General features: G+C 64.1%; 15 protein-coding genes. 8 read left to right on the top strand and 7 right to left on the bottom strand.

All coding sequences use genetic code 11. The annotated features are described in order from the left end of the window. Positions 1-104 precede the first annotated feature (104 nt). Positions 105-830: a FadR/GntR family transcriptional regulator gene (locus tag QOH60_RS15865; RefSeq protein ID WP_526421997.1), complete on the top strand. Its 726-nt coding sequence runs from the start codon at positions 105-107 to the stop codon at positions 828-830. A gap of 18 nt (positions 831-848) precedes the next feature. Here QOH60_RS15865 and QOH60_RS15860 read toward each other — a convergent pair whose 3' ends face one another. The 5 genes from QOH60_RS15860 to QOH60_RS15840 all read right to left on the bottom strand — a co-directional run bounded on the left by QOH60_RS15860 (position 849) and on the right by QOH60_RS15840 (position 7,644). Further along, a complete protein-coding gene (locus tag QOH60_RS15860; RefSeq protein ID WP_526421995.1) occupies positions 849-2,816 on the bottom strand; it encodes an AMP-binding protein in 1,968 nt (655 codons plus the stop codon). Positions 2,817-2,833: 17 nt separating this feature from the next. Beyond that, positions 2,834-4,024 carry an acyl-CoA dehydrogenase family protein gene (locus QOH60_RS15855; protein ID WP_526421993.1) on the bottom strand — a complete coding sequence of 397 codons (1,191 nt, stop codon included), beginning with the start codon at positions 4,022-4,024 and terminating at the stop codon, positions 2,834-2,836. Continuing rightward, entirely contained in the window at positions 4,024-5,727 is a 1,704-nt protein-coding gene (locus tag QOH60_RS15850) for a class I adenylate-forming enzyme family protein (protein WP_526421991.1), read from the bottom strand. The genes QOH60_RS15855 and QOH60_RS15850 overlap by 1 nt, the downstream gene beginning before the upstream one ends. A 122-nt stretch (positions 5,728-5,849) precedes the next feature. Then, a complete protein-coding gene (locus tag QOH60_RS15845) occupies positions 5,850-6,653 on the bottom strand; it encodes an enoyl-CoA hydratase/isomerase family protein (RefSeq protein WP_526421989.1) in 804 nt (267 codons plus the stop codon). A 10-nt stretch (positions 6,654-6,663) separates the two neighbouring features. Continuing rightward, positions 6,664-7,644: a zinc-binding dehydrogenase gene (locus QOH60_RS15840; RefSeq protein WP_526421987.1), complete on the bottom strand. Its 981-nt coding sequence runs from the start codon at positions 7,642-7,644 to the stop codon at positions 6,664-6,666. A 198-nt stretch (positions 7,645-7,842) separates the two neighbouring features. Here QOH60_RS15840 and QOH60_RS15835 point away from each other — a divergent pair, with 198 nt between their 5' ends. Then, on the top strand, positions 7,843-8,997 hold the full coding sequence (locus tag QOH60_RS15835; RefSeq protein ID WP_526421985.1) for a helix-turn-helix transcriptional regulator: 1,155 nt from the start codon (positions 7,843-7,845) through the stop codon (positions 8,995-8,997). Positions 8,998-9,008: 11 nt separating this feature from the next. Beyond that, positions 9,009-10,070: a helix-turn-helix transcriptional regulator gene (locus QOH60_RS15830; protein WP_526421983.1), complete on the top strand. Its 1,062-nt coding sequence runs from the start codon at positions 9,009-9,011 to the stop codon at positions 10,068-10,070. Between the two features lie 69 nt (positions 10,071-10,139). On the opposite strand, the gene QOH60_RS15825 is transcribed toward QOH60_RS15830, so the two are convergent. Further along, positions 10,140-10,940 (bottom strand): SDR family NAD(P)-dependent oxidoreductase, encoded by an 801-nt coding sequence (locus tag QOH60_RS15825; protein ID WP_526421981.1) that lies wholly within the window; start codon positions 10,938-10,940, stop codon positions 10,140-10,142. Continuing rightward, on the bottom strand, positions 10,937-11,836 hold the full coding sequence (locus QOH60_RS15820) for an alpha/beta hydrolase (RefSeq protein WP_526421979.1): 900 nt from the start codon (positions 11,834-11,836) through the stop codon (positions 10,937-10,939). Before QOH60_RS15820 ends, QOH60_RS15825 begins: the two co-directional genes overlap by 4 nt. Positions 11,837-12,030: 194 nt before the next feature. Between QOH60_RS15820 and QOH60_RS15815 the strand changes: the two genes are divergently transcribed. From QOH60_RS15815 to QOH60_RS15795, 5 genes are all read left to right on the top strand, one after another. Continuing rightward, a complete protein-coding gene (locus QOH60_RS15815) occupies positions 12,031-13,185 on the top strand; it encodes an acyl-CoA dehydrogenase family protein (protein ID WP_526421977.1) in 1,155 nt (384 codons plus the stop codon). A gap of 15 nt (positions 13,186-13,200) precedes the next feature. Then, the gene (locus tag QOH60_RS15810) at positions 13,201-13,836 is read left to right on the top strand and encodes a TetR/AcrR family transcriptional regulator (protein WP_526421975.1); all 636 of its coding nucleotides are present in this window, start codon (positions 13,201-13,203) and stop codon (positions 13,834-13,836) included. Positions 13,837-14,269: 433 nt separating this feature from the next. Then, positions 14,270-15,031, top strand: a complete 762-nt coding sequence (locus tag QOH60_RS15805; RefSeq protein ID WP_526421973.1) for an MlaE family ABC transporter permease — start codon at positions 14,270-14,272, stop codon at positions 15,029-15,031. A gap of 10 nt (positions 15,032-15,041) precedes the next feature. Further along, positions 15,042-15,896: an MlaE family ABC transporter permease gene (locus QOH60_RS15800; RefSeq protein WP_526421971.1), complete on the top strand. Its 855-nt coding sequence runs from the start codon at positions 15,042-15,044 to the stop codon at positions 15,894-15,896. A gap of 4 nt (positions 15,897-15,900) precedes the next feature. Further along, the coding region (locus QOH60_RS15795; protein ID WP_526421969.1) for an MCE family protein at positions 15,901-16,991 on the top strand (1,091 nt) is incomplete at its 3' end.

The raw sequence follows: 16,991 nt of genomic DNA, 5'->3' as shown, positions 1-16,991 counted from the left end.
GGTAATGCTTGACCGGTAAATTAGGTCTGACCGTTACACCGAAGCTGAAAGCGGGAGCGCCCATGGAGCCAGTCGCAGCGGCGGCGCTGACACGATCGACTGTCATGCTCAAACCGGTGGATGTGCCCAAGGCATCCGACGTGCTGGCGCGCGAGCTTCGCGAGCGGATTCTCAGCGGCGAGCTGACCGAGGGAACGGCGTTGCCAGCAGAACGCGAACTCGTCAAGCAGACACAGATGAGCCGGGCCACGGTGCGAGAGGCATTACGCATTCTCGAGGTGCAAAACCTGATTCGGGTCAGGCCGGGCCGGGCCGGCGGCGCGTTCGTCCAGCGCCCTACAACAAAGTCGATGGCCAGCTCAGTGAGCACGCTGATCCGCGGCCAGAAGATTCGGCTGGCTGATCTGATGGAAACGCGCGAGGCGCTCGAGCCTTCTTGCGCCGAGCTGGCTGCGCGCAAGCGCACCAATGAGGACCTGGACGTTCTCGACCGGGCTAACGACGAAATCGCCAACCCCGACGCTGATTTGACGGCGTTTCTGCAGGCCAATCTCGACTGGCATGTCGGTGTGGCGATGGCCAGTCACAACGAGTTGTTGATCGGCTTAATGATGGCGCTGTCGCATGCCATCTATATGGGAACCGACAACGCGGCGTTCGTCGACGACAACGTACGCACTGTCACTCAACGTGCACACCGGTCAATCACCAACGCGATCCGAAGCGGCGATCCTGACGTGGCCGGTCGACGCATGCGTAATCACGTGCACAGCTACGCGAAGGCGGCGCTGGCCATGGACAAGCGCGACGTAATCAGTGTCGACGACTGAGCCGGGCAAGTGGGTCACCTAGACGTCGACAGGTGTCTCCTTGTCGGAAACGAGTCGCCGAATCTTCTCGACGGCGTCGGGGTTTTCGGCGCCCGACAGGTCCCCGGGATCAACGCCGAGCGCGGCGGCCCGGATGGCTCTACGCATGATCTTGGCCGATCGCGTCTTGGGCAGTGCCTCCACCCGCCACACCCGTGACGGGGTGAATGGTTTGCCCAGTTCTCGTCCGACTAGTGCTGCGAGGTCGGCGCCCACCTGCTCGTCGTTCGGATCGGGCGCACGGTCGGATCTTGCGACCCAAAATGCCCACACTGCTTCACCTTTGACGGTATCTGGTACACCAACGACAGCCGCCTCGGCAACGTGTGGGTGGGTGATCATCACCGATTCCACCTCGGCGGGTGCCAGCCGCTTGCCCGCCACGTTCATGACGTCGTCGGAGCGTCCGAGGATGAACCACTGGCCGTCACCGTCGACGATTGCGAAGTCCCCGTGCGTCCACATGCCCGGGAAGCGCGACCAATACGCCTGAAGGTAGCGCTTCTCGTCGTTCCAGATGCCTCGCGTCATCGAGGGCCACGGCTGACGGCAGACCAGCTCGCCCACTTGGCCGCGCACGGATCGGCCGCTTTCGTCGACAACATCAACGGCCATCCCCAGCGACGGACCACCAAGCGAGCAGCTGCGGATCGGTTCGACCGGATAGGGCGCCAGGAACGATCCCCCGACCTCGGTGCCTCCGGAGAAGTTGATCACCGGGACACGTCCGCCGAACATGTCGCGGGCGAGCCATTCGTAGGACTCGGGATCCCAGGGTTCACCGGTCGAGCCCAGCACATGCACCGATGACAGATCGGGTGTTGAGCCGAAGCCGGGCTCAGCGGAATGCAACGCTCGCGCCAGCGTGGGTGACACACCGAGCATGGTCACCCGGTGGCGCTCGACGAGCTGCCACAGACGCGTGCTGTCGGGTCTGTCGGGTGAGCCCTCGTACAGCAGCAGGGTTGCGCCATTCGCGTGCGAGCCGAACACCGATAGCGGGCCCATGATCCAGCCCATGTCGGTGACCCAGCTAAAGACTCCACCGGGGTTGACATCGAACGAGTAGGCGACCTCGGTGGCCGTCTTCACCAAGAATCCCGCATGGGTGTGCACCGCCCCCTTGGGTTTACCGGTGGTACCCGACGTGTATGCCAGCAGCAGCGGATGCATGGCGTCAAGTTCGACGGCCGCAAACGGTGCATCGCGATAGGTTAGCTGGGACCACAAAACCATCTGCGCGCCAACGTATTCGGGGGGCCCATCGGCGCCGTTGGGCACGACGACCACGTGCCGCACGGTGGGGCAGTGGGCCAGCGCAGCACCGACCTGCGGCAGAAGCGGTACTGCGCGCCCGCGCCGGATGGTCACGTCGGCCACGATCACCGCCTTAGCCTCGGCATCGGCGAGCCGAGAGGCGATCGCCGCCGAGGCGAAACCAGAGAACAGCGGCACCAGGACCGCTCCGAGCGAGGCCACCGCGTAGCACGCGACGACCGCCTCCGGGATCATCGGCAGGTAGATCGCGACAGCGTCGCCGGGCCCGATCCCCAGCGCCCTCAGTCCCTCCGCGGCGCGGGCGACCTCGGCGGCCAGTTGGCTGAACGAGAGCTGTCGGGTCCGACCGGCTTCGTCCTCATGGGCCACAGCGATGCGGTCGGGCGCTTCGTCGCGCCAGCGCAGCAGGCAGGAATCGATGATGTTCATCGTGGCGTCGATGAACCAGTCGGGATGTTCAATTCCGTTGTGCAGATCCAACACCCGGCTGTATGGGGTGCGGAACCGCAGACCGAGGTCGGTGACAGCGGCGTTCCAGTACCACGCGGTATCGGCGACAGAGCGCGCCCGCAATTCGTCGATGCCGGCCATGCCGTGCGTGCGGGCCAGACGTGTCACGTTGGCCCGCTCGATGTAGTCGGCCGTCGGATTCCATTGATAGCGCGTCACATCATCCTCTTCGGATCTCAGCCTTTTGGCATGCCGAGAATGCGCTCGGCGACGATGTTCCGTTGGATGTACGTCGACCCACCGGCGATGGCAGTGCCGCGAGCCTGATATGCCAACCGCAGCCACCGCTGGTCGTCGGCCGAGGGCGCGTCCGCTGCCTTCTCGGCGAGGGCAAACTGCCCTCCCATCTCGTCGAGCTGCAGCCCGAAGTCTGCGATGTCCTCCACCAGCGGGCAGAAGAACAGCTTCCCGATCGAGGTCACCGGGCCCGGCGGTCCGTCGCCGGCCGCCCCGGTGATCACCCTCTGCCCGATGAGGTAGTGCACGAGTGCGCGGCCGTACAGGTCGGCGATCCGTTGCCGGACAAGCGGATCGGCGCCGAGCGGCGCGCCGTCATCGGTTGTGAGGCTCTCGATCTGTCGGATCAGATCGTTGACTGCGCCGGTGGTGTTCACCCGTCCGGTGGCAATGGCAACGCGCTCGAACGCCAAGGTGCCCATCGCGACCCGCCAGCCGCCATCGACTTCGCCGAGCACGCCGTCGTCGGGGATGAACACCCCGTCGAGGAACACTTCGTTGAACTCGGACTCGCCCAGCATGTGTGCCAATGGACGAGTCTCGACGCCCGGGCTGTCCATGGCGAGCAGAAAGTAGGTGATCCCACGATGCCGCTCTCCGCCGGCCGTGCGGGCCAGCAAGATTGCGTGTGCTGCGAGTTGGGCTCGGCTGGTCCAGATCTTCTGGCCCTGGATGCGCCACCCGCCATCCACCTTGGTGGCAGTGGTACGCAATGAGGCCAGGTCCGAGCCCGCCTCCGGCTCGGAGAACAACTGGCACCAAATCTCTTCGCCGGTGAGGATCGGCCGAAGGTACCGCTCCTGTTGCTCGGGGGTGCCGAACTCGATGATCGTTGGGCCGGCGAAGTCCTCGCCGACAATGTTGAGCCGCTCCGGAGCGCCGGCGCGGTCGAGTTCCTCGTTGAAGATGGCACGCAGTTTGGGGTCCGCGCCGCCGCCGCCGTACTCCTTCGGCCACGACAGCCCCGCATACCCGGCGTAGTAGAGCAGCCGCTGCCAATTGCGCCAGTAGTCGAGCTTGTCCTCGAGGCGTGCGGGTTCGGATCCGCCGAGCCGCGGCAGCGTATCCCGCAGCCACGCGCGCGCTTTCGCGCGAAACTCGGCCTCGGCTTGACTGTCTTTCAGCTCCATCAGGGGGTGCCCGCAACTTCACTGGCGCGCGCAGCTTCCTCGTTGACGCGCCGTTCGATGTCTTTGCGCAACTTGTGTTTGAGTACCTTGCCGGTTGCGGTCATTGGCAGGTCGTCGACGGCGACGACGCGCTCTGGTGTCTTCTGGATCGGCATGCCTCGTTCGAGCAGGAACTCGCGCATTTCCTCGACGGTCGGGATGTCGTGTCCGGACGCGGTGACAACGTAGCAGCACACCCGCTCACCAAGCCGCTCGTCGGGCATGCCGACCACCGAGAACGCCTGCAACGCGGGATGATGGGCCAGATGCTCTTCGATCTCACGAACACTGATGTTCATCCCACCGCGAATGACGATGTCTTTGGTCCGGCCGGTTACCCGCACGTATCCGTCCTCGGTCATTTTCCCTAGATCGCCGGACTTGGAAAAGCCATCCTTGGTGAACAGGCCCGCGGTTTCCTCGGGGTTGGCGAGGTATTCAATCATGTGGGCGGGCCCGCGGTAGGCGATGTCGCCCTCAGCGCCGCGAGGCAACTCCTTCCCGTCCTCGCCGACGATTTTGACCTCGGCACCCGGCGTCGCCGTGCCATCCGAGGTCAGGGCGCGCGACACAGCATCTGTGACCGAACATGTTGTGGTGACCAGATTTTCGCTGCGCCCGTAGAGGCTGAGCACCCTGATGTTGGGCAGTGTTGCGCCGGCCCGCTCCACGACCGCGCCCGGGATCGGCGCGCCCGCACACGTCCACAACCGCAACCGGGACAGGTCGTGGCGCTGGGGGTCGTATTCGGCCAACAGTGTGTGCAGGAAGGTTGGTGCCGTCACCGCGGCCGTGCAACCGAAGCGTTGAATCTCCTCGATGCCGTGGACCGGATCCCACTTGGCCATGATGTGTGTGGCGGCCCCGGTCAGCATGGGCAGCAACACGCTGGTGACCAGGCCGGTGGTGTGGGCGATCGGGGATGGGCCGAACTGGACATCCGCCTCCGTGTAGCCGAACGGGCCGACCAGCGCACGAGAGCCCGCGCAGTAGGTGTTGAAGGTGTGCACGCATCCCTTTGGCCGCGAGGTGGTTCCAGACGTGTAAACGATGACGAAAGGCTCGTCTGGCCCCGGCGGGTCGCCGATCTCCTGTCTGGCGCTGTCGTCGTCGGTATCGGCTTCGAGATCCTGCAGTGTGAACACGTCGGCGTCGGTGTCAGCGACATCTTGGGCGGCGCTGTCGGGCCGGGCGACGACAATCGTCAGGTCCGGATGCTCCTGACGTAGACCCAGATACATGTCCAGATAGCCGAATTTGCTGAAATGTGCTGGTGTGAATACCGCCCGTACCTCGGCGTTGGACACCACGTAGCTGACGTCTTCGCGCCGATAGATCGGCATGATCGGGATCATGATGACGCCGAGGCGCGACAATGCGGCCAGCACCTGAATGAACTCAACCCAGTTGGGCAGCTGCACGGCGGCGGTGTCTCCGCGTCGCAAGCCCAGCCGGTGCAGTCCAACGGCCAGCCGTTGGCCGGCGTCGAAGAGCTGGCGGAACGTCAGTGATCGCGTTCCATCGGTCGCGAACACCTTGTCGGGGTTTTCCTGGACCCGGCCGACCAGAAGGTCGTGGAACGTCTCCGTGGACCACAGCCCTGAACCGTAGTAATGCTCGATTTCCTGTTGACTGTAGCGGTCGGTGTGGGGGCTCGGCTTCATCGCGCTATTCCTCGGTTACTCGGGATCCGTCTCCGGGGACGTGCCACGGAGGCCACAATCATACGAATCATAGAATGGTCAGACCGAAACGGCAAGGACCATCCGACGCGAGCCATCGAGCTTCACGAGTTGCGCCACCGCGGGGAGCGCTTCTCCTTGAACGCCCGCACTCCTTCGCCCAGATCGTGGGTGGTGAAGGCCAAGGCAAGCTGACCTTGCAGGTAGTCCAGCGCCGAATCCAGTGGCATGTCTTGGGTCGCCGCCAACGCCCGCTTGCCCATCCCGAGTAACAGGGGTGATTTGCCGGCGATGTCGGCGACCCACTGACGCAGGGCGTCGTCGAACTCCGTATCCGGAACCACCTTGTTGACCAGTCCGGCGGCCGCCGCCTCGGTCGCACTGATCAGCCGGCCGGTCATCATCAACTCGTTCGCGATCAGTCGTCCGGTGGCCCGGAAGATCAATGCCGAAATCATGAACGGAAAGGCGCCGACGTTGATCTCGGGGCAGCCCAGCCGGATCGACTCCTTCGCGATGACGAGGTCACAGGCCAACGCGATACCAAGTGCACCCGCGAGCACGTCGCCGTTCGCAGCGCAGACGACCGGCTTGTCGATTCCCGTGAGGGTGCGATAGAGGATGGGGAATCGCGCAAGGGCGGCGTACTTGTCGATGATCGGCCGACTGTCGGCGAACGCGTCGAGGTTGCCGCCGGAGGAGAAAACCCGTGGGTGCGACGACGTCAGCACGATAACCCTCACGCGCGCTTCGGATGCCGCACGTTGCAGCAGTTCGCTCAGCTGGTCCAGAAGTGCGTCGGATAAGGCGTTGCGCCGCGCGGGGTCGTTCAGAGTGAGGTAGGCCGCAAAGGCGTCGGAGTCGACGGTTTCTAGCCGGTAGGTGACCAGTTCAGGTGACTCTGCCAAAGCGTATCTCCTAGTCGTGCTTCAGGACGCATTTGCCGAATGTGCGTCCGTCCTCGAGGTATTCGTGCGCTTCGGCAGCCCGATCCAATGGGAACTCGCTGTCGATTACGGGGGCCCGCACTGAACAACGATCGATCATGTTGAGCAGGCCGGCGAAGTCCCTGTTACTGCCCATGGTGGTGCCGAGCAGATCGAACTGGCCGAAATAGAAGCTGCGGATGTCCATTGGTGCGGTCTCCGCCGCGTTGGCGCCGAGGACGACGAGTCGCCCGCCGGGCCGCAGTGCTCGGACAGACTCCGTCCAGCGGCCGACGGGGTCGAGGACAAGGTCGAACCCCATGTTGTTTGGTGTCGTCTCACGGGCGAGTTCGGGCCACCCCGCTTCGTTGTGCAGCACGCCGCTGCGGGCGCCCGCCGAGACCGCGCGGTCGATTGTGTCAGGCGAGGAGGAGGTGACCGTGATGGCCACTCCGGCGGCGACCGCCAGGGCGACCGCCATGGTGGCGATCCCTCCGCCGGCGCCGACCACCAGCATCGACTCACCCGACCTCAGCCGTCCGCGGACGAACAGCGCCCGGTACGTCGTCACCCCCACCAAGGGAAGTGCCGCAGCCTCGGCCCAGCTCAGCCCAGCCGGCTTGGCGGCCAGGCAGTCAGCCGGCACGCTCACCAACTCGGCATACGTGCCGGCGGTGCGGTCGCCCAAGATCTCCCAGTTGCCGCTCGGTGCATCGTCGCGTTCGCCCCAGTGCAGCGACGGCAGCACCACCACTTCTTCCCCGGTGTCGGTGCGAACGCCGGCGCCGTCGGCGCCGATGATGTGTGGCAGAGGCGAACGGTACCGACCTTGGCGCACTAGGACGTCATGCCAATTCAGCGCGCTGGCCCGGACGGCCACAGTGACCCAGCCAGGCCGTACGGGGGGATCCGGACATTCTTCCGGCCGCAACACCGCAGGGCCGCCGAACTCGCGCATCACTACAGCCTGCACACTGACCTCCTTACGGACTGACCATTAGACCATTCCGTGAGAACGCGATACAAGGTACTAGGTGCGACAAGGACCGAACAAATTGACGCTGGCGTGGAGATTTTCTCCGCCCATTGTGACCTACGTAACTTCCAGGTTATAGTTCGACGTAATGGTATGACCATTCGATAGGTTAGCCGAAGCGGGGAAGGAGTGGTGATGGTTCAGCGAGCAGCCCTAGCCACCAGCGCAGAAGATCTGACCTTGGTTGAGCGGGCCACGGCAGCTGTTGCCGCCGCCGTCGACCATCTGGGCTTGCCGCCTCCCGAGTTTCCACAGACCGGACTGCGGTGCCGGCTGGACGACCTGAGGCATCGCCTCGAGGAGCGGCTGATGCTATCACCTGATTCGACGGATGAGGCAGCGAAAACTGCCGAGCTGTTGATCTCGATCCTGCGGGTGCAATGTGAACTGCTCGATCACGACCTGTGCCGCCGGGCGAGGTGTCTGGCGGAGGTCCGTAACGGGCTGGGCAGCCTACGGGGCTTGTCGCCGCGGGAGATGATCCACGCCGCCCCCGCGGTACTCAGCCGCGAGTTTGGTTTCGCGCGGACCATGATCTCCACCGTGCGAGGTTCAGTGTGGCTGCCCAAACACCTGTATATCGAAGACGAAGCGGGCGATCCCCAATCGCGGCCGTTCCGCGAATTCGTGGCCGGCGCCCAGATCCAACTGGCGGACGCTCCGCTCGAGACAGAACTCATTCGCAAGCGGTGCGGGGCACTCGTGCCATCCCCGAAGGAAGATAAACGCACGTTCAAGGGAATCGTCGACGCCTCCGGCTGCGTCGGCTACATCGCGGCCCCGATCATCGTTCAGGGCAGGGCGATTGGGATGTTGCACGCCGACCGCCCGGAACCCGACGGAATCGTGACGACCGACCACCTCGATCAGTTGGAGGCCTTCGCCGAGTGTCTTGCCGTGGCGTTCGAGAGCGCGGTGTTGGAAGAGAGGGCCGCCCAACAACAGGTCGCAATCGGCAACCTCTGCGCCAACGTGGAGGAACTGCTCAAGCGGTCCGCCCGATCGGCGTGGCGGTCGCTTTCAGGTGTCACCGTCGGTCAGCGGCATGACGTTTACCACCGCGGCGATCAACCTGCCGTGCCGTCGCTGACCGCCCGCGAACGAGAAATCATGTCGTATGTGGCGACTGGGGCCACCAATAGCCAGATCGCCCGGTGCCTGGTGATCTCGGAAGGGACCGTGAAGTCCCATCTCAAACACATCGCGAGGAAACTCAAAACGTCGAGCAGAGCGGCAGCGGTCGCGGTCTACGCCGGCATCGCAGTCGCCCAAGCCGGTCAGTCGCGATGAACACCCGCGAGATGGTCGCCACGCTCAATATTCTCGACGAAAAGCTGTGTGGCACATTCGGTGTGGTCCGCGTGGGCGATGCGGCAGATCTCGATGAGGCCATTAGGATGTCCGCCGCCACCACCGATCGACTGTTGGTTGGCGAACGTGCCTTGCGCGACTACACCGTGCCACTGATCGCGCCGAGTACTGTGGCGGCATTCCTTCAGGCGCAGTTAGAAGCGCGTGAGATGAAAGCCACCGAAAGCGCGGAGATGGTGCGGTCGTTAACCGAGGGCATCCGTCGTATGAAGAAGGCCGGCTCGCTACAGGGGCTTGGCCGCCAAGCCTGTACGGAATTGTGTGATGCGTTCGGTTTCGACCACGCGGTGCTGTCTCTCGTCGTCGACGACGGATTCGTCGTCGAGGAATCCGGCCATGGCGTTGGCGGCCCCACCATGGTCCCGCGTCGCGAATGCACGGCCGAACGGGACTGTATTCGTCGGCGCGAGACGATCCGGGCAAATGAGTCAGACGTACCCGCGTCGCCTGGCTACCGGCGGCTGCTCGGTTCGGGACATTACGTGGTCGGCCCGGTCATCGCGGAATCGCGGGTGGTCGCCCTTCTTCACGCCAGTCGCGGCGGCGAAAGCATCTCCTGCCGTGACATCGCGGTGGTGGACACCTTCGCCTCCGCCTACTCGTTGCTTCATGAGCGGATGCTGAATACCGAACGGGTGCAGCAGCAGCGGACTTCCATTGCGCGGGCGGCCGCGACACTCACCGATCAAGCAGACCGCATCGCCGCAGCAGCGATCAGCCTTGATGTGGAATACCAGGATCGAGTCGAGCCCCCGACGATAGCGCCGGACTCAGCATTGGCCGCCACGCTGTCGGACCGTGAACGCCAGGTTTTCGAAAGGATGGTAGTTGGCGCCTCGAACGCGGAGATTGCCGACGACCTCGTCATCACCGTCGAAACAGTCAAAACACACGTGAAAAGGATCCTTCGCAAGATCGGCGCGATCAACCGCTCGGAGGCGATCGCCCTCTATATGGAGGCCAGAACCGGGTTTCTCCCGTACGGTGGGTGACATTTTGCGGAGTCGATGCCGAAATCAGGTTACCCGCAGGCGTTTTGGCCGATTGGCGTGACGGTAATGTTATGCCGCGGAGATTCCGCCGTTGACGCTGATTGCCTGACCGGTCAACCGCGCGGCGGCCGGGCTGCACAGGAAGACTGTCAGCGCGGCGATGTCGTCGGCGGTCGGCACACCGAGTTGAGCTTGTTTGGCGGCGCGTGCAAACAGTTTGGCGCTGAACCCGTCCGCCGTGATGCGTTCGGTTGAAGCCGTGCCGTGGACCAGCGACGGTGTTAGGGCGTTGGCGCGGATACCGTAGCGCTTCTCTTCGATCGCGATCGTCCGCGTGAACATCACGATGGCGGCCTTCGCGGCGCCGATGACCGCTTCGCCCGGCGTGGCGGTCTTGGCCGCGTCGGAAGCGACGTTGACGATGACGCCGCCTCGGCGGCTGCGCATACCAGGCAGCACCGCGCTGGCCATGTGCATCGACGGCACCGCCAATTGAGTGAGTATGCGGCTGACGTCGGTCGTTGGAATGTCGACGAACAGGTCTGGCCGGACATCGGCGGCGGTGCTGCACATCAGAATGTCGGTACCGGAAAGAATCCGATCCGCCTCTGCCGCAACGGCGATCGCAGCATTGGGATCGGAGGCGTCACCGGCGATGAAGTGTGCGGCTGCACCGAGCTCGGCGATCGTCTTCGCCGCCAGTCGGCCACGATCGGCACTACGTCCGACGATCGCGATGCGGGGTACGCCGGAGGCGGCGAGTGCCCGGGCCGAGGCAAGCCCGATGCCGGCGGTGCCGCCCACGATCAGAGCGGAGCACGCGTTGAGTTCCTTCGGGGCGGGCAGGTCGGCCCCGGTCACGTCAGTCATGCGTTCGTCCGCGGCGCGGGATGGGCTGACACCCGCAGTAGCCATTGGAGAAGATCCTTGATCACCTCTGCCCGATTGGTCTCATTGAGAATCTCATGCCGGCCGTCGTCGTATACGCGGACGGTCACGTCACCGAGACCGGCAGCGCGGTAACGGTCAACCAGTGCCCACAGCAGAGTAAGGTCGCCGTTGATGGGATCCTTCGATCCGACTGCCATGTAGAGCGGCAGGTCGCGCGGCATGTGTGCGACCTCGGAGGGATCGGCCAGTCGGCGGGCGCCAGCGAACATGCCTTTCACCGACGCGGCGTCGATGCCGAAGCCGCACAACGGATCAGCAAGATACGCGTTGACGATCGATTCGTCGCGGGAGAGCCAGTCGAAATCCGTCCGCGCCGGCTGGAAAGGCGCATTGAAGGTCGAGAGGTCCAATTCGGCCGACAGGTCCAAGGCCGGTTCGAGAAGATCGAGCGCCGCCGTCCCGGTGAGGGCAACCGCGTCCACGTCGGCGCCGTGATCCAGCAGAAACTGTTGCGTCGCAAACGAACCCATGCTGTGGGCGACAATCACGACGGGGACGCCAGGATGTTCCGATTTCGCCCGGGCAATCACTAGATTCAGATCGTCTACCAATGCCGCCCAGCCGTTGTCTCCGAGCTGGCCTGGCTCATCGTTGGCGGCCAGCGAGGCACCGTGTCCTCGGTGGTCATGTCCGTACACGACGAAACCCGCTGAGGCCAGCGTGTCGGCCACGTGGTCGTATCGGCGCATGTGCTCGCCCATGCCGTGCACGACCACGACGATGCCCGCGCATGTCGTGCCGTCAGGGGCGGCCCAGCAATAGCCGGTGAGTTGCGTGCCGTCCGCGGAGCGGTATGTGAACGTCTCAGGAGCCATCACTTGGCTCCACGGTTCGCATCCATATCGAGAACATTAAAATGGTCAGACCGAATGAGTCAAGCCGGTAAGGCACATATGTCAAGATGTGCGTCTGGATCTGTGTCCAGACACGCGTGTAGTGTCATCGCGTGGCTGAGTCCAACGTTCAAGCACGCAGCTGAGCGGCCACCGCACCGTAGAGAGATAGCCGAATGATTTCGTTCGAGTTCAGTTCCGATCAGACCGCATTTCAAAAAACCCTCGCGGACTTCTCTCGCAAGGTCTTGTTGCCGGGCTACCGGGATCGCGCGGCGTCCGCCGAGTTTCCGTTCGACGTCCTGCGCCAGCTCGGCGAGCTCGGCGTGCTGGGAGTCGGACTGCCGGAGGAGTACGGCGGCACTGGTGCCGAGGAACCGGTCATGCTCGGGCTTGCCACCGAGACTCTCGCCTATGGAGATGTGAACGTCGCCGCCGCGCCCGTGCAGGTAGGACTGATCGGCTCGCAGCTGATGCATGGGACTGAGGAAGTCCGTCAGCGGTATCTGCCCGCGATGATCGAGGGGCGGGAAAACGTCGCAATCGCCCTGACCGAACCGGGCTCGGGTTCCGACGCCGGGGGACTGACCACCGTGGCGCGACCCGTCAAGGACGGTTGGACACTGACGGGGGAGAAGACCGCCATCTCCTGGGCCATGCATTCCTCCGCCGCACTGGTGTATGCGCGCGAGCCCGGCACCAGCCGCTCGTCCGGAGTCAGTTGTTACCTGGTGCCACTCGATGCGGACAAGGTCACTGTGCGCCACATGCCCGGCATGGGCTGCCTGCCGTTGGGCTGGGGTTCCATCCACCTCGACGACGTGTTCGTCCCGACCTCACATCTGATCGGCGAACCGGGCCGAGGGTTCCACGCCGTGATGAGTCACTTCGACTTCAGCCGCGCCGCACTCGGGCTGCTGTGTCTTGGTGCCGCTCAGGCCAGCCTGGATGAAGCCGCTGTCTACGCGACGCAGCGGCACGCATTCGGTAAGCCGATCGCCGAGAACCAAGGCGTCGCCTTCCCGCTCGCCGAGCACGCCACGTACTTGGAAGCGGCCCGCTGGCTCTGCTACCGCGCGTTGTGGCTGCGCGAACAGGGCAAGCCCCACACCTCACTCGCATCGATGAGCAAGTGGTGGCCACCCACGATCGCTAAAGACGCCATCGAAGCCGCGATGAGAATCCACGGCAACCTCGGCTACGCCACCGAATTCCCGCTGCAACAACGTTTCCGGGACGTCATGGCCTACCTCGTCGCCGACGGAACGGCGGAAATCCAGAAACGTGTGATCGCCAAGGACATTCTCGCCCGCCAGCGCACGTCCTTCTGACCGTAACGTGGGGGAATGACAACCGCGGAGTTCGCCCAGAAACACGGCCAGGCACGCCGCGATGCGCTGCGTGGGCAGGTGTTGGCGATTGTCGAACAGCAGCTCCGGTCAGGAGCGACATACGCGGACGTCAACGTCACCAGTGTGGTTGCCGGGGCGGGAATCTCGCGCTCGACGTTCTACGCCTACTTCGTAGACAAAACCACCCTGCTGCGTACCTGGTACGAAGAGTTCACTCAGGTCATCCTCGACGCGGCGCAGGCGTGGTGGTCGCTGGGCGGCACCGCAACCAAGGAAGACGTGCGCGCCGCGCTGGAACGGATCATGGGCGCCTACCGAGCCCACCCCGAGCTGATGGCCGCCACTCATGAAGCCATCGGTACCGACCACGGCGTGCGCGAGGCCGTCGATGCCGCGATGCGCCGCTACATCGACGGGCTGCGCGCGCACATCGAAGCCGGGCAGGCCGGTCGGTTCATCGACCCGTCGTTGCCGGCCGCCGAAACCGCGTACTGGCTGCAATGGATGGCCGAACGTGGCCTGCACCAGATGGCGCGCGCGGAGTCGGAAGCGGGCCAGGAGCGGTTGACCGACGCCTACACGGGCATCGTCTGGAACACCCTCTACGCACCAACCCGCGATCGCGGATAGCCTTCGGCGTTACAGGGCAGATGCTGTCGCGCCGGCCCGGCCGCGGTCTACGCGGCGTTGCACGCGCAGGCCTCCCTCATATTGCCGCCGGCGCTACAGGGGCGCCGCAGGTCAAGTCTTCCAGATGAATGACGTGACGTGGCCCGACCGCATCGCCGTGCAATTGTGCGATGTGCCGCGTACGTCAAATAGGCGATACTTTCAGTCGAGCACAGCACATTCGAAGTGTTTGCGAATTGGCGATGACTCTGACGAGGGACCGATAATCCCCCTTGGTGGTGCAGCCATTGCGCTGACACCTGGTTAGCGTTCCCGCCATGTCGCCGGCTGATGGTGAAGATCTACAGCTGCGGACCACCCGGGGCGTCCTCACGCTGCATATACGCCCCTGCGAATCAGTGCGTCCTTCGACCATATGGGGGCGAACGCCCTGATGGTTACTTATGCGAAGCCGGTCCGCGCGATGGGCGGTTTCTTCGCGATGTCCCTCGACACCTTCGTGGCCATGTTCAAGCCGCCGTTCGCCGGGAAGGAATACATCCTTCAGAGCTGGTTCGTTGCACGAGTGTCCGTGTTGCCGGCGCTGATGCTGACGATGCCGTACTCGGTGTTGCTGGTATTCACGTTCAACATTTTGCTGACCGAATTCGGTGCATCGGATTTCTCTGGCACCGGCGCCGCGATCGGCACGGTGAACCAGATCGGCCCGATTGTCACGGTCCTGGTGGTCTCGGGCGCGGGCGCCACCGCCATGTGCGCGGACCTGGGGGCGCGGACCATTCGCGACGAGATCGACGCACTACGGGTGATGGGCATCAACCCCATCCAAACACTGGTCGTCCCTCGCGTCCTGGCGGCCACCACAGTGGCCTTGGCGTTGTCCGCGACGGTGATCATCGTGGGGCTCACCGGCGCGTTCTTCTTCTGCGTGTTCGTCCAGCACGTGGCGGCGGGCGCGTTCGTGCAGGGCCTGACGACGCTCACCGGCACCGCCGATGTCATTGTGTCGCTGGTCAAGGCGACGCTATTCGGCATGGCCGCAGGTCTGATCGCCTGCTACAAGGGCCTCTCGGTCGGCGGAGGGCCGGCCGGCGTCGGCAATGCGGTCAACGAAACCGTGGTCTTCACCTTCATGGTGCTGTTCGCGATCAACGTCATCGTGACCGCCGTCGGCATCCAGTTCACAGTGCAGTGAGGTGAAACCGATGACGGAAGCCGTTCCCAGCAAGCCATATATGCGCCTCCGCCGTGCGCGGGACAGCGTGGTCGGGGAGTGGCTGCGGGTGGGATCGCAGACGCAGTTCTATACCAAGACGCTCGTAGCGATCCCCGATGCCCTCATCCACTACAGGAAGGAGGTGTACCGGCTGATCGCGACTATGGGGTTGGGGTCCGGGGCCCTCGCGATCGTCGGCGGAACCGTCGCAATCGTCGGCTTCCTCACGCTCACCACCGGCGCATTGGTCGCGGTTCAGGGCTACAACCAGTTGGCGTCTGTCGGGGTGGAAGCCCTCACGGGGTTCGCGTCGGCATTCTTCAACGTCCGGCTTATCGTGCCTGGCACCACCTCCGTCGCCTTGTCCGCGACCATCGGCGCCGGCGCGACTGCTCAGCTGGGTGCGATGCGGATCAACGAGGAGATCGACGCGCTCGAGGTGATTGGTATCCGCAGCATCACCTACCTTGCGTCCACCCGGGTGATCGCCGGGGTGATCGTTGTGATCCCGCTGTATTGCATCGCCGTCATGATGGCCTTCCTGGCCGCCCGCGCCGGCACCACCGCCATCTACGGCCAGGGATCCGGAGTCTATGACCACTACTTCAACACCTTCCTCAATCCCACAGATCTGATCTGGTCGTTCATCCAATGCGTAGCAATGACGCTTGTCATCATGCTCGTGCACACCTTCTACGGGTTCACCGCGAGCGGTGGGCCGGCCGGGGTCGGCGAGGCAGTTGGTCGGGCGGTGCGTACGTCGATGGTGATCGCGGCGGTTGAGATCGCGATGATTTCGCTCGCGGTATACGGGCAATCCGGCCACTTCAACCTGGCGGGGTAGCGGTATGGAAGCCAGGCCAGGAGAAAACCGCATCCACCCCGCGTGGTGGACCCTGATCCTGTTCGTGACGGTCGGCTTGTTCCTCTACGTGACGTCGGCGCTGTTCGCCGGCACGTTCGATTCGTCCGTGCCGGTGACGCTGACATCGGAACGTTCCGGGTTGGTGCTGGAAACCAACGCCAAGGTCAAGATGCGTGGCGTACAGGTCGGCCGGGTCAGTCAGATCAACGGTGGCAAGAACGCGGTGAGCCTGGAGCTCGAGATCGACCCCGACCAGATCCGTTACATCCCAGCCAACGTGCGGGCACAGATCCAGGCCACCACGGCCTTCGGCGCCAAGTTCGTCGACCTGGTGTATCCGGAACACCCGAGTACTGCGCGGCTGGCGGCCGGCGCAGTGTTGCATTCGACGAATGTCAGCACAGAGGTCAACACAGTCTTCGAAAATCTCGTGGATCTGCTTAAGCAGGTGGACCCGCTCAAGCTGAACGCGGTACTGACCGCAGTGGCCGACGCACTGCGGGGGCAAGGTGAACGGATCGGCCAGGCAACCACTGATCTCAACGAGGTGTTGCTGGCGCTCAACGCCCGCAGCGACACCATCCGCCAGGACTGGCGCTCGTTCAAGAACTTCAACGACACCTACAGCGCGGCCGCCCAGGACATTCTGAAGGTTCTGAATGCCGCCAGCACCACCAGTACCACCGTCGTCAATCAGTCGACCGGGCTTGACAACTTGCTGCTCAACGTAATTGGCCTCTCGAGGGCAGGGACCAATCTGCTTGCCTCGAGCAGTGAAAGTCTCGTCGCATCCGTCAACGTCCTTGAGCCGACGACGAACCTGCTGCTCAAGTACAACCCCGAGTACACCTGCTTCTTACAAGGCGTCACCTGGTATCTCAACAACGGGGGCTATTCGGCGTGGGGCGGCGCCGACGGCCGAACGCTTCAACTCGACGTCGCGCTGTTGCTGGGCAACGACCCGTACATCTATCCCGACAACCTGCCCATTGCCGAGGCCAAGGGCGGGCCCGGCGGAAAGCCGGGGTGCGGGTCGCTGCCGGACTCCACGAAGAACTTCCCGGTGCGCCAGCT

This window comes from Mycobacterium sp. (assembly GCF_032159765.1).
GTDB lineage: Bacteria > Actinomycetota > Actinomycetes > Mycobacteriales > Mycobacteriaceae > Mycobacterium.
This window is presented reverse-complemented; position numbering and strand designations above follow the sequence as displayed.